General features: G+C 74.0%; 24 protein-coding genes and 1 tRNA gene. 14 read left to right on the forward strand and 11 right to left on the reverse strand.

All coding sequences use genetic code 11. From position 1 onward, the window contains the following. A partial coding sequence (locus tag VNL12_RS20745; protein WP_349257775.1) for a chorismate-binding protein occupies positions 1-171 on the forward strand: 171 nt, incomplete at its 5' end. After that, the gene (locus VNL12_RS01285) at positions 168-1028 is read left to right on the forward strand and encodes an aminotransferase class IV (protein WP_325590855.1); all 861 of its coding nucleotides are present in this window, start codon (positions 168-170) and stop codon (positions 1026-1028) included. The genes VNL12_RS20745 and VNL12_RS01285, both read left to right, overlap by 4 nt. Before the next feature lie 209 nt (positions 1029-1237). On the opposite strand, the gene VNL12_RS01290 is transcribed toward VNL12_RS01285, so the two are convergent. Then, positions 1238-2101: a biotin--[acetyl-CoA-carboxylase] ligase gene (locus tag VNL12_RS01290; protein ID WP_325590857.1), complete on the reverse strand. Its 864-nt coding sequence runs from the start codon at positions 2099-2101 to the stop codon at positions 1238-1240. Positions 2102-2238: 137 nt separating this feature from the next. Between VNL12_RS01290 and VNL12_RS01295 the strand changes: the two genes are divergently transcribed. After that, complete coding sequence (locus VNL12_RS01295; protein ID WP_325590859.1) at positions 2239-4011, forward strand: acetyl-CoA carboxylase biotin carboxylase subunit; 1773 nt, start codon at positions 2239-2241, stop codon at positions 4009-4011. Between the two features lie 295 nt (positions 4012-4306). Further along, positions 4307-5203, forward strand: a complete 897-nt coding sequence (locus tag VNL12_RS01300; protein WP_325590861.1) for a type IV toxin-antitoxin system AbiEi family antitoxin domain-containing protein — start codon at positions 4307-4309, stop codon at positions 5201-5203. Between the two features lie 138 nt (positions 5204-5341). On the opposite strand, the gene VNL12_RS01305 is transcribed toward VNL12_RS01300, so the two are convergent. The 3 genes from VNL12_RS01305 to VNL12_RS01315 form a co-directional block, all read right to left on the reverse strand. Then, positions 5342-5884, reverse strand: a complete 543-nt coding sequence (locus tag VNL12_RS01305) for an RDD family protein (protein ID WP_325590862.1) — start codon at positions 5882-5884, stop codon at positions 5342-5344. Positions 5885-5891: 7 nt separating this feature from the next. Beyond that, positions 5892-7256 carry a dihydrolipoyl dehydrogenase family protein gene (locus VNL12_RS01310; protein WP_325590864.1) on the reverse strand — a complete coding sequence of 455 codons (1365 nt, stop codon included), beginning with the start codon at positions 7254-7256 and terminating at the stop codon, positions 5892-5894. 91 nt (positions 7257-7347) lie between these two features. Beyond that, positions 7348-7878 carry a hypothetical protein gene (locus VNL12_RS01315; RefSeq protein ID WP_325590866.1) on the reverse strand — a complete coding sequence of 177 codons (531 nt, stop codon included), beginning with the start codon at positions 7876-7878 and terminating at the stop codon, positions 7348-7350. Positions 7879-8007: 129 nt separating this feature from the next. Between VNL12_RS01315 and VNL12_RS01320 the strand changes: the two genes are divergently transcribed. Then, positions 8008-8769, forward strand: a complete 762-nt coding sequence (locus VNL12_RS01320; RefSeq protein ID WP_325590867.1) for an enoyl-CoA hydratase-related protein — start codon at positions 8008-8010, stop codon at positions 8767-8769. Positions 8770-8854: 85 nt separating this feature from the next. Here VNL12_RS01320 and VNL12_RS01325 read toward each other — a convergent pair whose 3' ends face one another. Further along, on the reverse strand, positions 8855-9367 hold the full coding sequence (locus tag VNL12_RS01325) for a DUF4262 domain-containing protein (protein ID WP_325590869.1): 513 nt from the start codon (positions 9365-9367) through the stop codon (positions 8855-8857). Between the two features lie 53 nt (positions 9368-9420). Between VNL12_RS01325 and VNL12_RS01330 the strand changes: the two genes are divergently transcribed. Next, complete coding sequence (locus tag VNL12_RS01330) at positions 9421-10323, forward strand: alpha/beta hydrolase (protein WP_325590871.1); 903 nt, start codon at positions 9421-9423, stop codon at positions 10321-10323. Positions 10324-10473: 150 nt separating this feature from the next. Beyond that, positions 10474-11454, forward strand: a complete 981-nt coding sequence (locus VNL12_RS01335; RefSeq protein ID WP_325590873.1) for a 2-dehydropantoate 2-reductase — start codon at positions 10474-10476, stop codon at positions 11452-11454. Positions 11455-11533: 79 nt separating this feature from the next. Here VNL12_RS01335 and VNL12_RS01340 read toward each other — a convergent pair whose 3' ends face one another. Next, the gene (locus VNL12_RS01340; RefSeq protein ID WP_325590875.1) at positions 11534-12472 is read right to left on the reverse strand and encodes a Ku protein; all 939 of its coding nucleotides are present in this window, start codon (positions 12470-12472) and stop codon (positions 11534-11536) included. A gap of 162 nt (positions 12473-12634) precedes the next feature. On the opposite strand from VNL12_RS01340, the gene VNL12_RS01345 reads away from it, so the two are divergent. Further along, a complete protein-coding gene (locus VNL12_RS01345; RefSeq protein WP_325590877.1) occupies positions 12635-14383 on the forward strand; it encodes a nitrite/sulfite reductase in 1749 nt (582 codons plus the stop codon). 97 nt (positions 14384-14480) lie between these two features. Then, a complete protein-coding gene (locus VNL12_RS01350; protein WP_325590879.1) occupies positions 14481-15377 on the forward strand; it encodes a formate/nitrite transporter family protein in 897 nt (298 codons plus the stop codon). A gap of 353 nt (positions 15378-15730) precedes the next feature. On the opposite strand, the gene VNL12_RS01355 is transcribed toward VNL12_RS01350, so the two are convergent. From VNL12_RS01355 to VNL12_RS01375, 5 genes are all read right to left on the reverse strand, one after another. Next, positions 15731-16834: a uroporphyrinogen-III synthase gene (locus VNL12_RS01355; protein ID WP_325590881.1), complete on the reverse strand. Its 1104-nt coding sequence runs from the start codon at positions 16832-16834 to the stop codon at positions 15731-15733. A 130-nt stretch (positions 16835-16964) separates the two neighbouring features. Further along, positions 16965-17582: an adenylate/guanylate cyclase domain-containing protein gene (locus VNL12_RS01360; protein ID WP_325590883.1), complete on the reverse strand. Its 618-nt coding sequence runs from the start codon at positions 17580-17582 to the stop codon at positions 16965-16967. An 814-nt stretch (positions 17583-18396) separates the two neighbouring features. Then, positions 18397-18924 carry an RES family NAD+ phosphorylase gene (locus tag VNL12_RS01365; protein WP_325590884.1) on the reverse strand — a complete coding sequence of 176 codons (528 nt, stop codon included), beginning with the start codon at positions 18922-18924 and terminating at the stop codon, positions 18397-18399. 5 nt (positions 18925-18929) lie between these two features. Then, positions 18930-19397 (reverse strand): hypothetical protein, encoded by a 468-nt coding sequence (locus tag VNL12_RS01370; protein ID WP_325590885.1) that lies wholly within the window; start codon positions 19395-19397, stop codon positions 18930-18932. A gap of 176 nt (positions 19398-19573) precedes the next feature. Beyond that, positions 19574-19646, reverse strand: a tRNA-Arg gene (locus tag VNL12_RS01375). A 337-nt stretch (positions 19647-19983) separates the two neighbouring features. On the opposite strand from VNL12_RS01375, the gene VNL12_RS01380 reads away from it, so the two are divergent. The 5 genes from VNL12_RS01380 to VNL12_RS01400 all read left to right on the forward strand — a co-directional run. Then, positions 19984-20544, forward strand: coding sequence for a histidine phosphatase family protein (locus VNL12_RS01380; RefSeq protein WP_325590886.1), 561 nt, complete (start codon positions 19984-19986; stop codon positions 20542-20544). Positions 20545-20728: 184 nt separating this feature from the next. Next, the gene (locus VNL12_RS01385) at positions 20729-21949 is read left to right on the forward strand and encodes an aminotransferase class V-fold PLP-dependent enzyme (protein ID WP_325590887.1); all 1221 of its coding nucleotides are present in this window, start codon (positions 20729-20731) and stop codon (positions 21947-21949) included. 230 nt (positions 21950-22179) lie between these two features. Continuing rightward, complete coding sequence (locus VNL12_RS01390) at positions 22180-22701, forward strand: hypothetical protein (RefSeq protein WP_325590888.1); 522 nt, start codon at positions 22180-22182, stop codon at positions 22699-22701. Further along, positions 22698-23939 (forward strand): hypothetical protein, encoded by a 1242-nt coding sequence (locus tag VNL12_RS01395; protein ID WP_325590890.1) that lies wholly within the window; start codon positions 22698-22700, stop codon positions 23937-23939. Before VNL12_RS01390 ends, VNL12_RS01395 begins: the two co-directional genes overlap by 4 nt. Next, a partial coding sequence (locus VNL12_RS01400; RefSeq protein WP_325590891.1) for a hypothetical protein occupies positions 23936-24728 on the forward strand: 793 nt, incomplete at its 3' end. The genes VNL12_RS01395 and VNL12_RS01400, both read left to right, overlap by 4 nt.

Here is a 24728-nt window from a genome sequence, read left to right on the forward strand (position 1 = left end):
GGCGCCCTCAACGTCGCCATCCGCACGTTCTGGCTGGAGGAAGGCGGGCTCCACTTCGGCACCGGCGGCGCCATCACGTGGGACTCCGAGCCCGACGGGGAGTGGGCCGAGACCGAGCTGAAGGCGGCTCGCCTGATCACGCTGGCGAGCCGTGGGAGGCTGTCCCCGTGAACGCGAGCAGCAACGCCGGCTGGTGCTGGCTGAACGGCCGGATCGGACCCACGGCCGAGGCCACCGTCGGGGTCACCGACCACGGCCTCACCGTCGGCGATGGCATCTTCGAGACCATGAAGGTCACGAACGGCGTGGCCTTCGCCCTGGCGCGCCACCTGCGGCGCCTACGCCGCTCGGCCGCCGCCCTCGACCTCGACGTCCCGCTCACCGACGACGAGCTGCGCACCGCGTGCGACGCGGTGATCGCGGCGGCCACCGATGCCGGCGACGAGGTCGGGCGGGTGCGCCTCACCGTCACCGGCGGCCCCGGACCCTCGGGCAGCGACCGCGGCGACGCCGGGCGCACCGTCCTGCTCGTCACCGGCGGGGCGGGCCGGTGGGAGACGGCCACCACCGTCGCCGTGGTCCCCTTCACCCGCAACCCCACCGGCGGCACCGCGGGGGTGAAGTCCACCTCCTACGCCGAGAACGTGGTGGCCCTGGCCCGGGCCTACGCCGTCGGCGCGTCGGAGGCGATCTTCGCCGATGTCCACGGCCGCCTCAGCGAGGGCACGGGCTCGAACGTCTTCGTCGTGCGCGGCGGGCGCCTGCTGACGCCCGCCCTCAGCACTGCGTGCCTGGCCGGCATCACCCGGGAGCTGGTGCTCGAGGTGACCGACGCGGTCGAGACCGAGGACCTCACCCTCGACGACCTGCGCCACGCCGAGGAGGCCTTCCTCACCTCCTCGACACGCGACGTGCAGGCCATCGCCGCCGTCGACGAGCACGCCCTCCCGACGCCGGCGCCCGGTCCGGTGACGGTGGCGGTCGCGGACGCGTTCGCCCGCCTCGTCGCCCGCACGACCGACCCCTGACGGTGACCGAACCCCTTCTGAGCCTCAGCGTCGGACGCAAGCCGCCCGGTTGGCGGACATGGGTCCAACGTCCGCCCGGCTCGCGTTGCTCAGTTGGTCCCATCGGCGTCCAAGCCGCGGTGGAGGGCTCTGGCCGCCACCGCCACGCCGCGGCGATCACCCTGGGGAGGTGTCACCGTACCGGCCGCGAGACCGGGTCGGCCGGGCGCTCACCGCGTGCGCAGATGGGTGACATCACCGACGGCCAGGGTGCGCTCGTCGCCCTCGAGGGTGCGGACCACCAGCTGGCCGCCGGCGGTGACGGCCACCGCTTCGCCCTCGAGGTCCTCGGCGCCGAGGTCGACCCGCACCCGTCGTCCGAGGGTGGCCGACCGGCGGCGCCACGCGTCCCACACCTCGTCGCGTCCCGCCGGGTCGACGGCCCGGGCGTACCAGTGCTCCAGGGCGGCCAGCCAGGCCACCACCAGATCCTCCCGACGCACCGGCGGCGAGCCCGGGATCGCGATCTCATCACACGCGATGGCGATGTCGGCCAGCTCGGGGGCGCGCCCAGCGGCCCGCACGTTCAGACCCAGGCCGACCACAACCGCCACCCGCGTCGATGCCGACGGGGAGCGCCAGCCCGAGGCGACGTCCGCGCCGGGCGGCCAGGCCGCCTCGGCCAGGATGCCGGCCAGCTTCCGGTCGGGCCCGCCGTCGGCCGCCGCCACGACCAGGTCGTTGGGCCACTTGATCCCGGGCGCCCGCCCGCAACGCTGCTCGACCGCCTCGGCCGCGGCCAGGGCCACCGCCGGTGTCACCAGGTCGACCGCCGGAGCCGGGGGGCGCAGCAGCACCGACACCAGCACGGCGGCGGTGGGCGGCGCGCTCCACGAGCGACCCCGCCGACCCCGGCCCGCGGTCTGGTGATCGGCGCCCCGCACCGACCCCTCGCCCCCGCCGTCGGCCGCGTGGGCCAGGAGGTCGAGGTTGGTCGACCCCGTCTGCGCGACCCAGTGCAGCTCGGTGAACCGGGTCCCGGCGAGGGCGGCACGCACCTCGTCGACGGCGAAGGAGCTCTCCTCGGTGGCCACGGCCGCCGTCTCTAGGCCACCACCGCCGGCTCGGCAACTGCCCGAGCCGTGGGGCGGGCCGTGAGAAGGGCCGGTGGCCACACGACCAGCGCCTACCGTGCTGGATCGACCCGTCACCTGTCGCCTAGGAAGAGCCCGTGCTCTCGAAGATCCTCATCGCCAACCGGGGCGAGATCGCCGTCCGGGTCATCCGCGCCTGCCAGGAGCTCGGCATCACGACGGTCGCGGTCTACTCCGAGCTCGACCGCGAGGCCCTCCACGTCCGCCTCGCCGATGAGGCCTACGCCCTGGGCGGCCAGACCGCGGCCGAGAGCTACCTCAACACCGAGAAGATCCTCGAGGCCGTCGCCCAGAGCGGGGCCGACGGCGTCCACCCCGGCTACGGGTTCTTCTCGGAGAACACCGACTTCGCCCGGGCCATCACCGAGCGGGGCGTGACCTTCATCGGTCCCCCGCCCGAGGCCATCGAGGTCATGGGCGACAAGGTGTCCAGCCGCATCGCGGCCCAGGAGGCCGGGGTGCAGGGCGTGCCCGGCACCACCGAGTTCCTGGCCTCGGGCGACGAGGTCGTGGCCTTCGGCGAGGAGTTCGGCTGGCCGGTGGCCATCAAGGCCGCCTACGGCGGCGGCGGGCGCGGCATGCGCGTCGTCAACGCCAAGGAGGAGGCGCACGCCGCCCTGGAGTCGGCCCAGTCCGAGGCGCTCAAGGGCTTCGGACGCGACGAGTGCTACGTCGAGCGCTACCTGACCAGGCCCCGCCACGTCGAGATGCAGATCATCGCGGATGTCCACGGCCGCTGCGTGTGGGTGGGTGAGCGCGACTGCTCGGCCCAGCGCCGCCATCAGAAGCTCATCGAGGAGTCCCCGGCGCCGGCCTTCCCGCCCGAGACCCGCCAGGCCATGGGCGAGGCCGCGGTCAAGGTCTCCCAGGCGTGCGGCTACCACAACGCCGGCACCGTCGAGTTCCTGTACCAGGACGGTGAGTTCTGGTTCCTCGAGATGAACACCCGCCTCCAGGTCGAACACCCCGTGACCGAGCTGGTGTCGGGCATCGACCTCGTGCGCGAGCAGATCCGGGTGGCGTCGGGTGAGCCGCTCAGCTTCACCCAGGACGACATCTCGCTCCGGGGTCACGCCATCGAGGTGCGGGTCAACGCCGAGGACCCCGCCGGGGGGAAGTTCCTCCCCTCCCCCGGGCGGATCACCGCCCTCGAGGTGCCCCAGGGCTTCGGCGTGCGCTGGGACGGCGGCTACACCGCCGGTGACGAGGTCAGCCAGTACTACGACAACCTGGTCGGCAAGCTCGTCGTGTGGGGCTCGGACCGTGCCACCGCCATCGACCGCATGGTGCGCGCCATCCGCGAGTTCAAGATCGAGGGCATCAAGACCACCCTCCCGGCCGACCTGGCGATCCTCGCCCACGACGACTTCCGCAACGCCGAGCACTCGACCAAGTGGGTCGAAGATGTCCTGGACCTCTCCGGTGTGGGCGGCGAGCCCGCCGCGGCGCCGACCGACGAGGGCGTCGAGGCCGAGGAGAAGGTCCGTCGCGACGTCGACGTCGAGGTCAACGGCAAGCGCTTCTCGGTGGCCATGTGGGTGCCGGCCTCGGCCCTCGCTCCCGTCGCGGCCGCCGGGGGTGCGCTCGGCGCCGTCCGTCCCCGCCGCAAGGGCAGCGCCTCGGCCGCCGCGGCCGGGTCCGGCTCGGTGACGGTGCCCATGCAGGGCACGATCGTCAAGGTCACCGTCGCCGTCGGCGACGAGGTCACCTCCGGTCAGACGGTCTGCCTGCTTGAGGCCATGAAGATGGAGAACGCCATCGTCGCCGACAAGGACGGCAAGGTCACCGAGATCAAGGTCGCCGCCGGCCAGCCCGTCTCGGCCGGCGACGTCGTCCTCGTCATCGAGTAGCGCCCGCCCGCAAACAGCCACCCCCCTGGGCCGTCGGCACCCACCAGGGTGGCGGTTTCGCTGCGGCCCCGAACCCATCTCGAAATCGCCACCTTGGTGTGCGGTGGGGGCCCCGGAGGGCGGCGGTTTCGTCGCTCGAAGGCGGCGCGCATGGCCAACGTTGCGCCGGGGTACCGCTGAGCCTGGCGCGACCAGGACCCACCCCGGTGCGCACCCACTCCCCTCACCACGGCGCCGGCCGGCGCCTGTGCCTTGTCCGCACGCGTCCGGCTGACCTGAACGAAGGAGTGGGAACATGGATCTTTTCGACCTCGCGGCACGGCAGCACTCTGCGTTCAGCCGCGACCAGGCCCGCGATCTCGGGCTCAGCGACGGCCAGCTCCGTGGCCTGATCCAGCGGCGCACCGTCGAGCGGGCCGCGCCGGCGGTGTTTCGGCTGCGAGGGGTCGCGCCGACGTGGCGGCAGCGACTCGTGATCGCCACGCTCAGCATCCCCGGTTCGATGGCGTCCCACCGGGCGGCAGCCCGGCTCTGGGGGCTCGACGGGTTCGCGACGGCGCCGGTCGAGATCCTCGTCGTACGGGGACGGCGTCGCCGTCGGGCACCGCGGGGCGCAGTCCTGCACGAGACGATGGACCTGAAGGGCGACGACCTCGCGGCGCGCGAGGGCATCCCGTGCACCGCGCTCGTCCGCACCCTGGTGGATCTGCCCGCCGTGGTCCACGAGTTCAGGTCCGGGGTCGCTCTCGACCAGGCCGCTCGTCACGATCACCTGCTGCTGGCGCAGGTCGCCGAGCGGCACCGCGAAGTGGCTCGGCGAGGCCGGGACGGCACCGTCGCGCTGCGGGCCCTGCTCGCCGAGCGAGGCCTCGGCGAGCTCGTCGACAGCGGGTTCGAGCGCAGAGCGCTGCGCCTCATCGAGAACAGCACCCTCCCGCGACCCGTCACGCAGCACCACGTGGTCGACAGTGACTTCGAGTGCTGGATCGACCTGGCCTGGCCGGATCTGCGGGTGGGGATGGAGTGCGACAGCCTGAGGCACCACACGGGCGAGCGGGCCTTCCGATGGGAGCGCAAGCGCCGCCGACGCCTCAACGGCCTCGGGTGGACGATGCTCGAGTTCACCTACCTCGAGGTGACCCGGGAGAGCCCGATGGTCATCCGGGACCTGTCGCAGCACCTGCTCCGCTGATCGACCCGCGCAACCGTCACCTTCCCGGGGCGAGGGCGGGCACCACGGTGGCAGTTTCCGAGAACCGTCCGGCGGACAGCCAAATCGCCGCCATGATGGGCCCAGGAGACCCACCAGGGTGGCGGTTTCGCCCTGCGGTCAGCGGGCCCGGACGACGACGGTGCCGGCGGCCCGGTCGGACACGCTGCGGCGCATCGGGTCGAAGATGGCGACCCCGAAGAGGCCGATGGCCGCCGCCTTGGCCAGCGGGTGCGGGATCACGGCCACCGCCCCGGGCAGGGTGACCCGCAGCGCCGCCTCCCACCACAGCGGGCAGCGGCCGTTGGCGAGGCGCACGACCCGCACGCCGAGGACCAGCTTGCCGAGCGTTTGGCCCCACAGGAAGACCGTGAGCGTCTCATAGGCGAGGGCGAGGCCGATGGCCGCCCCCCACGTCCACGCCATGGCGCTGTCGCTGGTCATCGTCGTCTCGGGGTCGGGCGCTCCGCCGGCCACGATGACGGCGACGATCGTGAGCCCGATGGTGAAGGGCACTCCGAGCACCATGGTGTCGATGAAGCGGGCCAGCCACCGGGCCCCGATCGACGCCAGGGAGTTCACCCCGGTGTCGGGGAACGACTCGGGCCCGTCCGGCATGGTGGCCTGCGTCGGCGGATGCCACTCGTCCCTCTCCACGGCCACGGCGCGCCTACTCGGCGGCGTCGGCGAGGGACTCGGCGAGCGCCGGGTGGACGAGGAGGCTCTCGACGATGTCGTTCACCTTGAGCCCGGCGGTGACGGCGAGGGCGAGGACCGAGACGAGCTCGGCTGCGTGCTGCCCGACGATCGAGCCGCCCAGCACCACGCCCGTGGCCGGGTCCGAGATGATCTTGACAAAACCCCGCCAGTCGTCGTTGATGAGCGCCTTGGCCGAGGCGGAGAAGGGCACCTTGGTGACCCGCACCTTGCGCCCGCTGGCGAAGGCGTCGGCCTCGACCAGGCCCACATCGGCGATCTCGGGGTCGGTGAAGATCGCCGAAGCCGCCTTCTCGTAGTCGAGGTGCCGGTGCGGCCCCCGGTGCAGGCCGAGGGCGTGCTCGGCGATCTTGCGACCCTGCATCGATGCCACCGACGACAGCGGCAGCTTCCCCGAGAGGTCACCGGCGGCGTAGACGTGCGGAACCGACGAGCGGCAGTTGTGGTCGACGACGACGTAGCCACCGTCGGTCTTCACGTCTGCCTCGTCGAGGCCCAGCTCCTCGGAGTTGGGGATCGACCCGATGCACAAGAGGACGTGGGTGCCACGGGCGATGCGGCCGTCGTCGCATCGCACCGCCACCCCGTCGTTCGTGACGTCGAGGCCCTCGGCCCGGGCCCCCTTCAGCAGCTTCACGCCCCGGCTGAGGAAGTGGTCCTCGAGGACGGCCGCCACCTCGGGGTCCTTCTGGGGCAGCACCTGCTGGCGGCTCACGATGAGGGTCACCGCGCACCCGAAGGCCGAGAACATGTGGACGAACTCGACGCCGGTCACCCCCGAGCCGATCACCACGAGGTGCTCGGGCAGGGCCGGCGGCGGGTAGGCATCGCGGGTGGTGAGCACCCGCGCGCCGTCGACCTCGGCGAAGTCGGGGATCCGGGGCCGGCTGCCGGTGGCGAGCACGACGGTGTCGGCCGCGATGATCTCCGGGGCGCCGCCGTCGAGGGGGGTGGCCTCGACCTCGTGGGGGCCGACCAGCCGCCCGCGGCCGGCGATGATGCGCACACCCTGGTCGGCGAGCAGGCCCGACACGGACCGCTCCAGCCGGTCCTCGATGCCGCCGATCCGGTCTCGCAGGCCGTCGAGGTCGAGCACCGGCTCGACGGCGCCGAGGCCCATGCCGATGGCCCGGCGCATGTCGTTCATGGCCCCGCCGGTGGCGATCATGGCCTTGGACGGGATGCAGTCGCGCAGGTGGGCGGCGCCGCCGATGACGTCGCGCTCGATCATCGTCACCCGGGCTCCGAGGCGAGCGGCGGTGGTGGCGGCCTGGTTGCCCGCCGGTCCCCCTCCGATCACCACGAACCGATGCGCCATGGGGTCCGAGGCTACCGAGGTCACCGCCGGGGCCGGGCCACCGAACGGATCGCCGCACGCGGGAGCGTCGCGACCGACGGGACCAGCACGCTCAGCAGACGCCGTGGAGGGCCGCCTCGAGCTGGGACGCGGCGGCCAGCACCTCAGGGTCGGTCGAGGGGTCGCGCCCGTCGAGCAGGATCCGTTGCATGGCCTCGCGCTGACGGTCGATGGCGATGACCACGTCAGGTTCGGCGAGCCGGGGGAGACCCGTGACGATCTGGGGGTCGAGCACCCCGACGATCGCCGCCGCCTCCTCGAGGGGGCTGACGGCCGGGACCGAGGACGCCGCCGGTTCGCCGGGCACCGGCTCGGGCGCCCCGGGGGCGAACCCGTTCAGGGGACCGCGCAGCTGCGACGCATCGAGCAGCAGCGTGCAGACCGCCTCGGTCTGCTCCTCCTGGTCGCCCGAGGCCGGCCCGAAGATCGACGCTTCCTCGTCAGCGGGGCCGAAGGTCGTCGGGTCGTCGACCTCGGCCACGATGCGGGCCCGGGTGGTGTCGCGCTCACCCCAGCCCCACACGCCGAGCAGGACGCCGAGCACGAGGCACAGCACCGCCGGGAGCGCCAGTAGCCGGTTCACCACCGCTCCCCGCCCCCTGGGGCCCCGGTCCCGTTGGTCACCCCGCCCACAGTAGGTCGACCTCGGGGGCCACCGAGCAGCGGGGGTTCGAACCTTGACCGGCGGCCGGCGCAGTGCGACGGTCGCGGGGTGGATGCCCTCTCGGTCACCCGGTCCGACGCCACCGTCACCATCACCCTGACCCGCCCCGAGCGGCGCAACGTGCTGGCCCTCGACGTGCTCGGGGCCCTGACCGACGCCTTCGCCGAGGTCGGCCGCAGCGACGCGCGCGGCGTGGTCCTCGCGGCCGAGGGCCCCGTCTTCTCCGCCGGCCACGACTTCGCCGACCTGGCCGGCGCCGATCTGGCCACCGCCCGTCACCTGTTCCGCACGTGCACCGAGCTCATGGACACCGTGCAGTCCATCCCCCAGCCGGTCGTGGCCCGGGTCCACGCCCTGGCCACCGCCGCCGGCTGCCAGCTGGTAGCCACCTGCGACCTCGCGGTGGCGGCGGCGTCGGCCGGCTTCGCCCTGCCCGGCGGACGGGGCGGGCTCTTCTGCCACACCCCTGCCGTCGCCGTGGCCCAGGCCGTCGGCGCCAAGCGAGCCCTCGAGATGGCCCTCACCGGCGATGTCGTCGACGCCGCCACCGCCCAGGCGTGGGGCCTGGTGAACCGCTGCGTGCCCGACGAGGGCCTCGACGCCGCCGTGGCCGACCTGCTGGCCCGAGCCACCCGAGGGGGTCGCGAGTCCAAGGGCCTGGGCAAGCAGGCCTTCTACGCTCAGGTCGGGCGGCCCTCGGCCGACGCCTACGCGCTGGCCGTCGAGGTCATGGCCGCCGCCACCCAGACGGACGACGCCCGCGAGGGCGTCGCCGCGTTCCTCGACAAGCGCCGCCCCGACCTGTCGTGAAACGAGGTCGCACGCGGCGCGCGCCGCCGCAGACCCTCACCGGCGTCGGCGCGCACGACGAAGGCGTGAAGGGAGCTGGCGCCGGTCAGGTCGGGGGCTCGCCGAGCAGCAGCTGGACCGGAGCGAGCTCCCCTGCGAAGTGGGGCTCCCACGGCAGCGCGCCGGCGGGGTCGGGCCACGCCAGCTGCACCATGCGGTAGGCCTCGGGGGCCTCACGGGCGCGAGTGTGGTGCTCGGCGAGGGCCGGGAAGAGCCCGACGCTCGCGGTCGCGTCGACGGGGAGAAGGGCGCAGGGCTGGCCGCCGTCGAGCAGGCCGATGAAGGGCGCGCCGATGGGCAGGTCGGTGCCGCCGGCAAGAGCGTCGGCGACGAGGCCGAAGAGGCCTCGGCACGCGACCGGCGTCAGCCCGAAGAGGCACAGCTCGGGGAAGTCGAAGCGGTCCTCGAAGCCCACGGTGTAGGCGTAGCGGGGCAGGGGCGGGTCGATGTCGGTGCGGGCGGCGACGGCGTCGAGCGCCCAGCCCTCGCGCTCGAGCATGAACTCGATCTTGTCCCGATGGCTCATGTCCCGGTCCGGGAAGACGTCGTCGCCGCTCATGACCCCAGCGTGCCACGCTGGGCCGGCGACCCGGGAGGTGCCACGCTGGGCCCATGAGCGAGGTGCTGCCGCCCCGGCTGGAGGGGACCGTCGCCGTGGCCCGGCGACGACGCCTCGGCTTCGCCGAGTTCGGTCCTCCCGACGGCCGGGCGGTGGTGTGGCTCCACGGGACGCCGGGAGCGCGCCGCCAGATCCCGTCCGAGGCCCGCACGATGGCCCACGAGCTGGGCCTGCGCATCGTCGGCATCGACCGCCCCGGCATCGGCTCGTCGACGCCCCACATCTATGACTCGGTGCTCGACTTCACCGACGACCTGGTCACCATGGCTGACAGCCTCGGCCTCGGCGAGCTGGCCGTGATCGGGCTCTCCGGCGGCGGGCCCTACGCCCTCGCTGCGGGCCGCGCCCTGCCCGACCGCGTCGTCGGCGTCGCCGTGTTGGGGGGTGTCGCCCCCACGAAGGGGCCCGACGCCATCGGCGGCGGTCTCATCGCCCTCGGCGCGCGCCTGGCCCCCCTGGTGGCGCTGACCCGTGTCCCGGTGGGCATCGGGCTGACCGGGGCCGTCCGCCTGGTGAGGCCCCTGGCCTCGCCCAGCCTCGACCTCTACGCCCGCCTGTCGCCGGCGGGCGACCGGGCCCTGCTCCGCCGCCCGGAGTTCAAGGCCATGTTCCTCGACGACCTGCTCAACGGCAGCCGCAAGCAGCTCTCGGCCCCGCTGGCCGACGTCTTGCTCTTCAGCCGGGACTGGGGCTTCCGCCTCGCCGACGTGGCTGCGCCGGTGCGCTGGTGGCACGGCGACGAGGACCACATCGTCCCCTTCGCCCACGGCGAGCACGTGGTCGGCCGGTTGCCCGACGCCGAGCTCCACGTGCTGGCGGGCGAGAGCCACCTCGGCGGCCTGGGCGCCGGCGAGCACATCTTGACCACCCTGGTCGCCCTCTGGGACGCCCGGTGACCCCGGCGCCGTGCCCCACCCTCGAAGTGGTAGGGAAAGTGGGTGCTCCGACCCCCAGACTGCCGACCAGTTCGATGGGGGTGTCGTTGGAAGGGTCGGGGAACGCCGCGGAGTCAGCGGCAACCCAGGAGCCGAGTGGTCGGAGGTGACGTGCGCTACGTGATCGTCGGCGCCGGCGCGGTCGGCGGCACCATCGGCGGCCTGCTCGCCCAGGCCGGGAGAGACGTCGTGCTCGTGGCACGCGGCGCCCACCTGGACGCACTCCGCGACCGGGGCCTCGACCTCCGCCGCCCCGACGGTGGCGGCGCAGTGCTCCCGCTGCCCGCCGCGGCCTCGGCGGGCGAGGTCGACTGGCGCACCGGCGACGTCGCCGTGCTGGCGGTGAAGGGGCAGGACACCGTGGCCGTGCTCGACGACCTCGTCGTCGCCGCACCGCCCGAGACCCACCTCGTGTGCGCCCAGAACGGCGTGGCCAACGAGGCCCGGGCCCTGCGTCGCTTCGCCCACGTCCACGGACTGTGCGTGATGCTGCCCGCCGCGCACCTCGAGCCCGGCGTCGTCGCCGCCTTCGGCGACCCTGCCCCCGGCATCCTCGACGTGGGTCGCTACCCGTCGGGCACCGACCAGGTCGACCTCCGGGTGGCCGCCGACCTCCGCGCCGCGGGGTTCGCGTCCGAGGCCCGCCCGGCGATCATGACGGCCAAGCACCGCAAGCTGCTGATGAACCTGGCCAACGCCGCGGTCGCCGTCAGCGGGACCGAGGCCCTGGACAGCCCGATGGTCGGCGCCGCCGCGGCCGAGGGCGAGGCTGTCTTCGCGGCCGCCGGCATCGACGTGGCCACCGCCGAGGCGGACAAGGCTCGCCGCGACGGCGTGTTCCGCATCGCTGAGGTCGAGGGCGTCCCCCGTGGCGGTGGCTCGACGTGGCAGAGCCTCGCCCGCGGCACCGGCTCGGTGGAGGCCGACACGCTCAACGGCGAGGTGGTGCTGCTGGGGCGGATGCACGGTGTGGCCACGCCGGTCAACGAGCACCTGCGCCGCCTCGTGCAGCGCGCCGCACGCGAGGGCTGGGACCCGGGCTCGCGCCCGGTCGAGGACCTGGTCCCCCCCACGACCGACCCAAGGGTCTGACCGGACGCCGGAGGGATGAGAGGCCCCGTGCTCCCCGACCTCGGTGCGGCCGACGACCGGTGAGTGGCGCGCACCACGCTCAGCTGGCCTTGCGCTTGGCCGCCTTCTTGGTGGCGCGCTTGGCCTTGGCCGGCGCCTTCTTCTTCCCTGCGTCACCCTGCTCGGCGTCGTCCCCGTCCTCCGCGTCGTCGGCGTCGTCGGCGGACGTCGAGGGGTGGCGGCGTCGGGCCTTCTTGGCCTCGGTGATGCTGGCCTCGAGGGCAGCCATGATGTCGACGACCTTGTCGTCGTCGCCGTCCTCGGCGGGCTCTCCCTCGACGATCTCGGTGGAGCCACCGGCACGGGCCTCGATGAGCTCGAGCACCTTCTCGCGGTAGGTGTCGGTGTACTCGGCCGGGTCGTACGGCTCGGTGAGGGAGTCGATGAGGGCTTCGGCCACCTTGCGCTCCTTGGCCGACACGTCGACGTCGGACACCGCCTCGAGGGCCTCGAACTCCGACGGGTCGTTGACCTCGTCGGCGAAGACCATGGTGGAGAGCACCAGGCGTCCGTCGAGGGGACGCAGGGCGCAGACGTGTTCCTTGGTGCGCATCACGAACCGGGCGACGGCGACCTTGCCCGAGGCTTCCATGGCCTGAAGCAGCAGCTTGTAGGGCTTGGGCGTCGACGGGTCGGGCACCACGTTGTAGGCCGAGTCGTACATGATCGGATCGATCTCGGCGAGGTCGACGAACTGCTCGATCTCGATGGTCTTGGTGGCCTTGGGATCAAGGCCGGCGAGGTCCGAGTCGGTCAGGACGACGTACTCGCCGCTTGATTGCTCGTAGCCCTTGGCTATGTCGTCCCACGTCACCTCGGACCCGTCGGCGGCCGACACGCGCTTCTGGCGCACGCGGGCGCCGGTGCGGGTGTCGACCTGGTGGAAGCGCACCGTCTTGCGGGAGACGGCGGAGTAGAGCTTCACCGGGATGGACACCAACCCGAAGCTGATGGCCCCTGACCAGGCTGTGGACGGCATGGCGCCATTCTCGCCCGAACCGCCTCCCGATGCACCCTCGACGGGCGCGCGCCTCCTGCGCCATCGCCTCACAGGGGGGTGCGGACCCCGTGAGCGAGCCGTGACCCGACGGCAACGGGCCGGTCGTCGTCCGGACACGGGTCGTCCGTACGGTGCTGATCCATGGCCGCACCGAACATCCCCGCCGCGAAGCAGGCGGGTCTGCCCGTCGACCTCGACCGCCTGGCCGCGGAGGGTGACGGCTGGCTGACGCCCGAGGACCGCTACGCGCTGAAGACCTGGGGGGTGTGCACCCAGCTCCAGGACCACGTGTTCATGATCCGCATCCGGATCCCCGGCGGGGTCCTGCCCACCTCCCAGGCTCGGACGATCGCCCGCCTCGGCGCTCAGCACGGGGCGGACTGGGTCCACCTCACCACCCGCCAGAACCTCGAGCTCCACTGGGTGGCCGACCGGGCGGTGCGCGACCTGCTGGCGGATCTTGAGCGCAGCGGGCTCTCCACCCGCTCGGCCTGCGGCCACACGCTCCGCAACGTCATGTGCTCCGAGGACGCAGGCGTCTCGCTCGACGAGCCCTTCGACTGCCTCCCCGACGCGGTGGCCGTGAGCGACGCCATCGTGGCCCGGTCCGCTGAGCTGAACTGCGTGCTCCCGAGCCGCATCAACATCGCCTTCGGCGGATCGCCTCGCTGCCGGGAGGACGCCCTCGTCAACGACATCGCCTTCGTCTCGGTCGTGGTCGACGGCGAGGCCGGCTACCGGGTCCACGCCGGCGGCAGCCTGGGCAAGGCCCCGGCCCTCGCCATCGACCTGGCCGACTTCATCCCCCGCGCCGACGCAGTGCCCGCGGCGCTGGCCCTCACCGAGGTCTTCGTGGCCCACGGCGACCTCGAGAAGCCGACCAAGGGACGCATGAAGTTCTGCATCGAGGCCATGGGCGCCGACGCGTTCCGGGCTGCGTGGCAGGAGGCCTTCGCCCGGGCCCGCCGGGCGACCGACCGGGCTGATCCCGTGGACGTTGCCCTCCTCGAGCCCGGTGACCGGGCCGCCGCCATCCGTCGGCGACCCGAGGGGGGCTGGTCGGCCGGGGTGCGACCGCAGCGCGAGCCGGGGCTGGCGTCGGTCACCATCGCCCTGCCCCTCGGCGACACCAACCGATCCGAGCTGGAGCTCGTCGCCGACCTGGCCGACCGCCACGGCGATGGCCACCTCGTGCTCGGGCGCGATCAGGACGTGGTGCTCCGCAACGTGCCCGTCGACCGGGTGGACGCCATCCGCCTCGCCCTCGCCCCCCGGGGCCTCACCTTCGTCGGCGAGGGCGCGGATGCGGCGGTGCGGGCCTGCACCGGGTCGTCGGTCTGCGCCCTCGGCATCTCCCCGGCGCCCGCCGACGGCCGCACCCTGCTGGCCACGCCCGGTCTGCGGCGCAACAGCGCCCTGCGGGTACACGTGTCGGGCTGCCCCAACAGCTGCGCCCAGCACCAGGCCGGTGACATCGGCCTGGCCGGCACCAAGGTGCGCCTCGGTGGTGCGACCCGGTTGGGCTACCACCTCTATCTCGGCGCCGACCTGGCGTCGGGCCGCGTCGGCGAGCTCGTCGGTCGCATGGCCGCCGACGATGCCCCCTCGGTGCTCGATGCCGTCATCGGCACGTGGGAGGCGACCCGTCACGGTGGCGAGAGCCTCTCGACCACCGTGCACCGCCTCGGCATCGACGCCTTCGCCGCCGCCCTGGAGTCGGTGCTCGACGACCGGTGGGCCACCGGTGCCGAGCCCGAAGGCACCGACGTCCAGCCCGAGGTCACCGCAGTCGCGCCGCCCCCCGATGGCTCCCCGGGATCCCCGGGTCCCGCCCCGGAGGCCGTCGCCGGCGGGCCTCGCACCAGGGCCGCCACGTCGTCCGCCGCCTGAGCGACGCCCGACCCCGCCGGGACCCGCCCCGGCCCGACCCGTCCGGTCCAGTCCCGTCCCGTCCTCATCCTCGTTCGCCGTACCCCAGGAGCACCTCATGCCCATCCCCGTCCCTGCCGCCCTCGACGCCGCCGGCGAAGCCGCCGCCGCCAAGGCCGCGGCGGTGCGCAGCCTGCCCCGTTACCTGGTCTCCTCCGCGCTGGCCGGCGCGTTCGTCGGCATGGCCGTCGTGCTGCTGATCAGCGTGTCGGCGCCGCTCGCCGCCTCGGGATCCGCGGCGACCAAGCTGGTGCAGGGAGCGGTGTTCGGCTTGGCCCTCACCCTCGTCGTGTTCGCCGGGGCCGAGCTGTTCACCGGCAACGCCATGGTCATGCTCCAGGGCCTGCAGGCCCGCACCGTGACGGTGGCCCAGCTCGTCGCGGTGTGGGGAGCCTCGCTGATCGGGAACCTGGTCGGGTCGGTCGGGCTGGCCGCCGTGGTGCACGGCGGCGGCACCCTCACCGGCGACGGCGCCTCGCTGGTGGCAACGATCGTCGCCACCAAGGACGCGGTGGCCGGACCGCAGCTGTTCTGGCGGTCGGTGCTCTGCAACGCCCTCGTGTGCCTCGGTCTCTGGATGGCGAGTCGGGTCCAGTCCGACGCGGCCAAGGCCATCGTGCTGTGGTGGGCCCTGCTCGCCTTCATCGGCTCGGGCTTCGAGCACTCGATCGCCAACATGACGATCTTCTCCCTCGGCATCCTGGACGGGTCGGCCACGGTGGGGGCACTGGCCCGCAACCTGGCCTGGACGGTGCCGGGCAACGTGGTCGGCGGGGGCCTGCTCGTCGGTGTCCTCTACTCCTGGATCGGTCGCCCGTCGGCCCGGCCCACCACATCGGTCCCGGGCTCGACCGCCACCGTTCCGGCCGCCGCCGCCGTCGGGCCGGTTGCACCCCCCGCGACCAGTCCGGCGCCTGAGCCATCCCTGGCCCGCTCCTCGACGCCTGCCGGTTGAGGGGGGCGCGGATATCCCGGAAGAAACATGGCGAAAGGTGTGAGAGAACCGTACGACCCGGTCAACGAGACCGGCCCCACCAACATGGCCAACCTGGTCCTGCTCTGCCGGTTCCACCACCACCGGGTCCACGAAGGCGGCTACGCCATGACCCTCGCCCCCGACGGGGCGGTCGAGGTCCGAAGACCCGACGGCACCCCCCTCACCCCCTGTCGGCCCCCGCCTCAAGACCGCCCCACCCGACGAGATGGTCGCCCTCACCCGACGACGAGCCGACGAGCTCCGAACCACCGCCGCACTCCGATGGGCGGCCTGATCCCGACCCGGTCCGGCAACGACGGCCGGCGGCCGCTTCAGCGCGGGATCCGGTACCCGCGCCGGGGGACGGTCTCGAGCGCCGCTCCCACGGGCCCGAGACGCCGGCGGAGCCGGGCCACCGTCACCTCGACGACGTGGGGATCGGTGCCCGGCTCCCACACCGTGCGGGCCAGGCGTTCCTTGGGCACCACCGCGCCGTGGGCATCAACGAGCGCGGTGAGCACCTGGGCCTCCCGGCGGCTGAGGCTGACCTGACCGGCGGCCAGGCTGACCATCGTCCCTTGCACCTCGGCCCGATCGCCGCCGAGGGCGATGACGCGACACCGACCGGCGAGGGCGTCGACCACGCAGCGCACCATCGGCCCGAGGCGCCACCGCAACGGGTAGAGGGGATCGGCGACGCCGAGCCCGGCCAGCCGGGCGGCGCTCATCGGCCCCACGCACACCGGCACCACCGGGCCGCGCAGTGCCGCGGTGAGGGCCGCGACGAGCTGCGGTCCCCCGTGCTCGGCGGCCAGGGCGAACAGGTTGGAGGCCGCCGCGGCGGTGGTGAAGGTGACGGCGTCGAGCTGGCCGCTGACGATGGCGGCCACGAGCGACGTGGCGGGCGCCCGGTCGAGGGGGAGCTCCCACCGGTAGACGGGGACGTCGACCACGTCGGCTCCCCGCTCGGCCAGGGCCAGGGCGAGGTGGGCCCGGTCGTCGCCGTCGCGCTGGACGGCGATGCGGCGGCCGGTCAGGTCGTCGCTGAGGTGGGCCAGCACCTCGACGCTGCTCTCGCCCGGGGCCTGCCAGCCGGCGTCGAGCCCGACGGTGGCCAGTGCCCCCGCCGCCTTCGGCCCGCGAGCGAGAACGGTGGTGCGGGCCAGGCGGTCGCGCAGGGCGTCGCCGCGACCCCGGCCGTCGGCGGCCTCGAACCACGACCGCACCCCCACGCCGGTCAGGGCCACGAGGACCTCCGGCGGGTCGTCGATGAGGGCCTCGGTCGCGGCCTCGAGCTCCGGTCCGTCGGTGAGCGCCAGGGTTCGGATGACCGGACCGTGCACCACCTCGGCCCCCCGTCGGCGCAGCAGCTCGGCCTGCTCGTCGGCCCGGCGATCGGCGGTGACCCCGATCGAGAACCCCGCCAGCGGCAACACCGGCGCAGCCTGACGGGGGCCGGTTACGGGCGGGTTTCCACCCCGTGATGCCTGCGTCGCGTTCCCAATCTTGGACGCGATGTCCGCCGCCACGGGGGACACGGCCCGGGTCGGCGAGCTCCGGCGGCGCTCAGGTGCGCGCGAGGGGCACCGGCGGCAGGGTCACATCGTCGGCGACGAAGAGCGAGCACACCCCGGTCACCTCGCCCACACCTCGGAGCAGGACCGGGGGCGCCGGGCGCCGCGACACCCACGGCGGAGCGGTGTCGGCCACGTCCGCGGTGGCGAGCATGTTGCCGGGCTCGGCCACATCACACAGCCGGGCGGCGATGTTCACCGTGCGCCCGATGTAGTCGTCGCCCTGGAAGAGGATCACTCCGCCGGCGGCCACGCCGGCCCGGATGCGGAGCTCGAGCTGGTTGACGCGGGCCATCATCTCAGCCACCGCGGCAACGGTGGGGCCGCTCTGCACGCCGACGAGCATGGCCCCGTCCCCCAGCCACTTGGCCACCCGCACGCCTCGGCGGGCCGCGACCTCCGAGGCGCGCAGGCGGAACAGGGCCAGGATCTCGACGGCGTCGGCCACGCCGTGCTCCTCGATGTAGGCGGTGAAGCCCGAGAGGTCGATGAAGGCGAACGTCCGGGCGACGGCGATGGGCCCGCCGGCAGGGGGTAGCTCCTCGGGGTGCTCGATGCCGGATCCTCGTCGCGTGCGATCGGCCTCGTCCTCGCCTAATGGCATCGTCATGGCCGCCTTCTCGCTCGTCCCGGCTCGATCGCATGATGCCCCGCCGGCCCTGCCCCGGCCAACGGGATGGTCGGTCAGCCCCGGCCCTCCCGCGGTCGCAGGCAACGGGAGGGCGGTCCGGCCCGGCTGCCGTCGGTCTCAGCCGGCGATGAAGGCGAGGAGGGCCCGGTTGAACTCCTCCGCGTGGGTCACGTTGAGCCCGTGGGGCGCGCCCTCGGCGAGGACGAGGGTGCTGTCGGTTGGCGTCGGCCAGGATCCCGGCGAGCCAGGCTGGAGCCACGATCCAGCCGAGGCGAAGGCCAGGGGCGAGGGCTTTGGAGACGTTGCCGCCGTAGACGACCCGGTCGGGGGCCAGGCCCTGAAGCGCGCCGACGGGTGCTCGGTCGTAGCGGTACTCGGCGTCGCAGTCGTCCTCGACGACCACGGCGCTGCGCCGCGACGCCCATTCCAGCAAGGGGCCCGGCGCTCGGGGGACAGCACGGCGCCGATGGCGCTGCTCCCCACACCCCACGGCCGCGTCGCCGACACCCTCGACGCCCTGCCCGCCCCACCGTTCGCAGCGCTCGCCGCCCACGCACTCGTCGGAGCGGTTCCGGCCCGACCGTTCCAGCCCTACTGGCCACGGGTGCAGCTCTGCTCGGGTCGGCCCAACGATCCCTCGCCCTCACGCTGGCCTGCGGAATCGCCGGCTTCGCCGTCGGACAGGCACTGACGGCGTGACCGACTCCACCCGCTCGAGGAGCAACCACCCGTCGAGACCTTCGCCGTCGTCCCGGCCGGGCCTGCCCCTGCGATGGTGGTCGCCGCCGGGCGGTCAGGAACCCTCGAAGTACCAGTCGCTGAAGGGCTGCGCCGGGCCCGGGGTGGCGGCCTGGTGGCGGGGGAACCAGGCGAGCTCGCTGCTGATACCCGCCGCGCTGCGACAGCGCACCCCGTCGAGGCCGGCGTCGTAGGCGTCCGCGCCGATCGGCTGGCAGGCCGCGTGGGCGATCTCGGCACCGTCGTGGTCGAGGGGATAGGTGTCGGGCAGGCCGACGTCGGAGAGACCGCCGTCGGTGAGGGCGTCGAGGGCATGTTGGCCGTCGGGGAGCGCCACGGGCACGAGCTGGTAGCCGTTGGCGTCGTTGAGGTCCTCAGGAGCGAAGGGCGCATCAGCGAGGAAGCGCTGCAAGTTGGCCCGGGCGGTGGTCTCGTCGGTGTTGAGGTACAGCGTGGATGGCCCGCCCGGGGGCGTCCAGCGCGCGCCGTGGATCGCTGCGAACGTCGCGTCGATCGGGTCGGTCCACGTCGGGTCGGCGAGCCGGTTCCAAGGGTGCCCGTCGGGCACGTCGACGATGGCCACGGGGCTCAGGCAGCGTCAAGGCGGTGGAGGTCGAAGAGGTCCCGGGTCCGGGCCAGGAGCTCGTCGGTGCGACCGGCGGTGATGAAGTCGACCATGGCGAGGCCGTCGAAGGCCTTCGCGGGGCGCCGTACCGCCGCAGGGATCCGGTCGGCCTTCAGGTGGTGGGTGAGCAGGTCGGTGGTCGCAATGACGTCGGCCATGGCGACGCGGCGTGTACCGGGGACCCCGGCGTTCCGCCACTTGGAGACGGCTTGGCGGGACACGCCGAAGACGCGGCCGGCTTCGGCGTCGCTGAGCCCCCACACCCGGAGGATGCGGCGGAGTCCGTCGTCGCGGACGGCGAGGCGATCGAGGGCGCCGGCGAGATCCGCGGCCCAGGTGGCCCGTCCGGCTCGGCGCGCTGCGTCGACGAGGCTCTTGGCCAGCTTGGTCGGCTCTTGTTCGACGAGCTCGGCGAGGTCGGCTGGAGCCATGATCGTGACGGTACCGCAACCGATCGTCAACGGCAACCGCATGTCAACTGCGCCTTCTGCGCCGCCGCCGTCCGCCTCGCGGGGGCGGTGGTTCTTGGTTGATCCCGCTCACAGCTGGGTCACCATCCGAGCCGCTGGGCAGGGCTTCCGTCCCTGGTCAACGCCTATTTTCTGGGCGCCCCCGGCAGGATTCGAACCTGCGACGCACGGTTTAGGAAACCGATGCTCTATCCCCTGAGCTACGAGGGCGGGACAGCTGCGCAGGGGACCGTGTGAGCCTCTGCGCGTCAGTCGACCGCCGAGGCTACGGCACACCGTCCGGGCTCTCACCGGTCGGGCTCGACGGAGTCCGACGTGAGCGGCCGGTGCGGGTGACATCGACCCATCCATTGAGCACGAGCACATCCTGCGCTTCGCAGGCTGCGGCCGCCGACCTGAGGTGGGCGGCACCGGGCGAGCGGTGGCGACCGAGAGGTCGTCGACGTTGCGTCGCTGGATCGCGCTCGGCGCGACGGATCGATCCCCGAACGTGGGATCGCCGGCGGTCGCGACCGCACGAGGCCGCCGACGTCGGTACCTTGCGAGGGTGATCGGGACCGAGGTCCTCGTGCGCCACGCGATGGCCCTCGCCCGCGCTGAGCAGCCACCGTCGCAGTGGGAGCTCGGCCCGGCGGCGCGGGCCCAGGCGGCCGACCTGGCCCTTCGGGCCCGGCTGGGCGAAGTCGTCGGGATCGTCTCGAGCCCCGAGCCCAAGGCCCTGGCCACCGCCGCCGCCTTCGCCACCCGGGTGGAGCTGCCCGTGCGCACCGACGACCGTCTCGTCGAGGTGCGACGGCCCTGGGTCGGCGACGGCTACCGCACTGCGGCCCATCGCTACCTCGGCGGTGAGGAGCCCGACGGTTGGGAGCCCCGGGCGGAGGCGGCGGGGCGCGTGGCGTCGGCCATCGCCGGGCTACGAGCGGAGGTCGGGGTGGGCGAGCTGGTGGTCGTGAGCCACGGCCTGGCGCTCTCGCTCCACCTCGAGGCGCTCTTCCGCGGCCCCTTCGACGCGTACGGCTTCTGGTGCCGGCTGGCCTTCCCCGACGCGTGGCGCGTCGACCACGACCATGACACCCTCGCCCGGGTGGCGACCCGCCAGGACCGCTGAACCTCACCTGGCCCCGGTTCTGGCGTCGCTCCGTCGCGCCCGGGCGCGACCCGGCCCGGCAACGTCCACCACACCCGTTGCCCTTCCGGTTCGGGCGTCGCTCCGGCGCACCGGCGTGACCCGGCGACGCGATGCCCGCAACGTCGCGGGCGAGGCGGTGGAGGGCGGCCCGTAGCCTGCGGGCATGCCTGCACCCGCGGCCCTCACCCGAGCCGACGCCGAGGCCCTGGACCGGGCCAACCCGCTGGCGTCGCTGCGGTCGCGCTTCGTCGGCCTCGGGGCCTCGGCCTACCTGATGGGCAACTCCCTCGGCCCGCTACCCGCGGCGACCGAGGCCCGCCTGGCCCGCTTCGTGCGCGATGAGTGGGGCCGCGAGCGGGTCGACGGCTGGTCACGGTGGCTCGACCTGCCCACGCGCGTCGGTGACCGCCTCGGCGCCCTGCTCGGTGCCGGGGCCGGCCAGGTGGTGGTGGGCGACTCGACCAGCGTGCAGCTCTACAAGCTCCTCGTCGCCGCCCTCGACGCCCGACCCGACGCCGGCGCCGTCGCCCTGGCCGACGGCGAGTTCCCCACCGACCGCTACGTCGTCGCCGGCGTGGCTGCGGCCCGGGGCCTCGCGGTGCGGACGGTGGCGACCGACGGACCCGACGGACCGGTCACCCCCGCAGCCGTCGAGGCAACCTGCGCCGACGGCGCGGTCGCCGTGGTCGTGGCGTCCCTGGTGCGCTTTCGCACCGGAGCACGGGCCGACCTCGCGGCGGTGACCGCCGCGGCCCACCGTCACGGGGCGTTGGCGCTCTGGGACGTGTCCCACGCCGCCGGGTCGGTGCCCGTGGCGCTCGACGCCGCGGAGGTCGACCTGGCCGTGGGCTGCACCTACAAGTACCTGAACGCCGGGCCCGGTGCCCCCGCCTTCGCCTACCGGGCGCAGCGCCACGCCGCCCTCCACCAGCCGATCCACGGGTGGTTCGGCCAAGCCGACCAGTTCGCCATGGGCGATGACTACGCCCCCCACGACGATGCCCGCCAGCTGGTGGTCGGCACCCCACCGGTCGCCGGCCTCCTGGCCGTGGACGAGGGCCTCGCCCTCCACGAGGAGGCCGGGGCGGACCGCACGAATGCGGTGGGTCGGTCCCTGATGGCCCTGGTCACGACCGCGGCCCAGGCCGCGCTGGTGCCCCTCGGCGTGGCCGTGGCCACACCGCTCGACGCGGAGCGTCGGGGCCAGCACCTCGCCCTGCGCCACCCCGACGCCGCCGGCCTGGTCGCGGGGCTGGCCGCGGACGGGATCGTCGCCGACCACCGCGCGCCCGACGTGATCCGCCTGGCCGCGGCGCCGCTCCACACCCGCTTCGTCGACCTGTGGGACGCCGTCGAGTCCCTCCGCCGCCAGCTGACCTCCTGACCGGAGGACCACCCGATCCGCCCACCGTCGAACTGGTCACGAGATCGGGGGCGCCAGCACCCAGATGCGGTACCAGTTCGCACCGGCTCTCGAACTGGTCACGAGATCGGGGGCGCCAGCACCCAGATGTGGTACCAGCTCGGGCGAGGAACGGCCGGTCCCGTGGCGCCCGTCGGCGATGGGAAGTGCTCCCCATTGTCGACCGGACCGGCCTCCGGGAAGGTGGGGCCATGGCCGAGGTCTTCTACGACGTTCCCGACATGCAGCGAGCCCTGTCCGCCTATCAGCAGCTGGCGTCCAAGGCCACGCGGTGGGGCCGGGGTTGCGAGCGGGTCGCCGATGACCTCTCGCGCGCCCAGATCGCCATGCACACCCCGATCAGTCCGGACATGTTCGCAGGGGTGTACCGGGGCGGTGCCTCCGCCCTCCAGGGCACCTCGGGCGGGGTCCCGGGGCCGGGGATGACCGGGCCGGGGATCGATCCCATGGTGCGCAGCTTCCAGGAGGTGCTGGGCACCATCCCGACCCACCAGCACCAGCTGGGCGAGATCGAGCAGTACTGCGGGATCGTCGGTGAGCACTACGCCGAGCGGGCAAAGGTCTACCGGGGACGGGCCGAGACCCTGCGCGGCCTCCTGGAGACGGTGCGCCGCCAGATGCTGGCCGAGCCGAGCAAACACCTGGATCCGGGGCTGTACGCGACCGGTGTCGAGCAGCCCCCGGAGCAGCCCGAGCCGGCGGTCGGCCCATGAGCCCCGAGGCGAGCGGCGAGCCGGCCGCCGACCCGTTCATGGAGTACCTGTTGGGCCCACCCCGCCCACCCGGCAGCATCTCCCAGGTGGACCGGGCCGCCGGCCGGGTGCAGGCCGACGCCATGGTCTCGGGCCGGTCCGTGGTCCTGATCAACCCCGGTCAGGTCGACGCCTTCGGACGGTTCCTCCAGGAGACCAACGACAAGCTCGACGCCGCCCGGGACCACCTCCGGCGCATCCAGCCCCCGTCACCCGACGCCCCACCGGAGCTGCGTCAGGTCATCAGCAACGTGGACAGCGCCGTGGGCCTGCTCGGCACCACGGCCCGCTCGCTGACCTCGGGCTCGAACTATGCCTCACGCGTGGCGCAGCTGGCCCGTCGGGCCGACGAGGGCGGCGGCCTGTCCGGCCTTGGGGCCGCCAAGGCGGTCAAGGGCCTGGTGACCTTCGCCGCTGATCCCAGTCTCGGTGGTGGGGTCGCGGCCCTGACCAAGGCGATCAACACCGCCATCGGGGTGGACCTCGTCGGCCGCACCGCGGAGGTGGTGGTCGACACCCTCGCCGGTGCCCGCCGCCACGGCCTGGCCGGCGGAGGCGCCCGGGCGGTGGTGCGCGCACTCGGCGCGGGGCTCCGGGGGGTGGTCGCCCCGACCCGAGACTTCGAGAGGCTGCGGGACGGGTCGCTTCCGGGGCCCGAGGCGAGCCGATCGCAGCGGCTGGTCACCAAGATCGCACGCTTCGCCGGACCGGCGACCGTCGTCATCGACACCATCTCCGGCGTCGGCGCGGTCGCCGACATGCGCGAGCAGGGCCTGAAGGCGAGCAACGGCCTCGGCCTCGGCTCGGCGGTCACCGGCCTCGGCAGCGCAGCGCTGGTGTTCACCGCGCCCTGGGCGGCCGCCGGCCTCGGCGCGATCAGCCTGGCGACAGGGGGCGGGTCGATCGTGGCCAAGGGCAAGGAAGAGGACGCCGAGCGGCGCAGGGCGGAGGAGGTGTGGCGGGAGAAGCTGCGGCGCAACCCCAACACCACCGACGTCCTGCGGCGCGACGGCCCCTTGCTGGCGCCAATGACCCGCCTCCCGCCGTCGTCCCGGCCACGCATCAGCACCATCCCGCCGCTGCCGCCCCTCCCCCGCCTCTCGCCCACGCCACCGCGACGGCGACCGCGAGCGCGACCGCGGGTCGACGAGATCCCACCGCTGGAGCCGCTCCCCGGCCTCTCGCCCACGCCACCGTGACCGTCACCGAGCCGGCCACCACCGAGCAGACCGTCACGGGGACGTCCGTCGAGCAGACCGGGACCGAGCCGGTCGTCACCGGCCCAGCCGTCGCGGTGACCGCCGACGAGCTGGCCGCGCTGGCGTGGGTGTTCGACCACGACGCGGTGGTCACCGACGGCCCGACCATCCTCGACGAGGTGGGTGAGCACCGGGGCGCGGTCGCCGGGAGCCTGCTGCTGTCGCTCGCCGCCAAGGGCGTCATCGACCTCGACGCCCCCGAGGGGGAGCCGCGCCTGCGCCCCGTCCCGGAGCTGCCGGCGCTGCCCGCCCAGGTGACGCGCCCCGACCGCTGGATCCGGTTCCACCGGGCCGACGAGCACGGTCGGCGCACCCGCCACCTCCTGGCCGCCGACGACCAGTGGCTGGTGGTCGATGTCGTCGGCGGGCTCCACGTCCTCGCCACCGCGGCCGCCGCCGATGTCGGCCGCCTCGCCGCCACCGCCCTCGACCTCGGTCGCCCCGAGGACCGACCTGACCCACCCGAGCCGTCAGAGCCCGTCCCCGGCCCGCCGACGGGGGGGTGCCGGGGGGACCTGTGGGCCTGCGGCCCGGCCGGTGGGCACCTGAGCCGACGGTGGGCTCGGTGGCGCGACGCGCTGACGCCCACCCCGCACGCCGCGATCCTCGTCGACCTCGCCGCCGTCGTCGACGGTACGGCGGCGCGCGACTGGTTCACGGTCCTGTCGTCGGGCCCGACGTGGTGGCTCGCCCAGGCCGATCCCGATGCCGCGGTCGAGGACCCGTCCC

It is taken from the genome of Iamia sp. (assembly GCF_035575815.1).
In the GTDB taxonomy this organism is placed as follows: domain Bacteria; phylum Actinomycetota; class Acidimicrobiia; order Acidimicrobiales; family Iamiaceae; genus Iamia.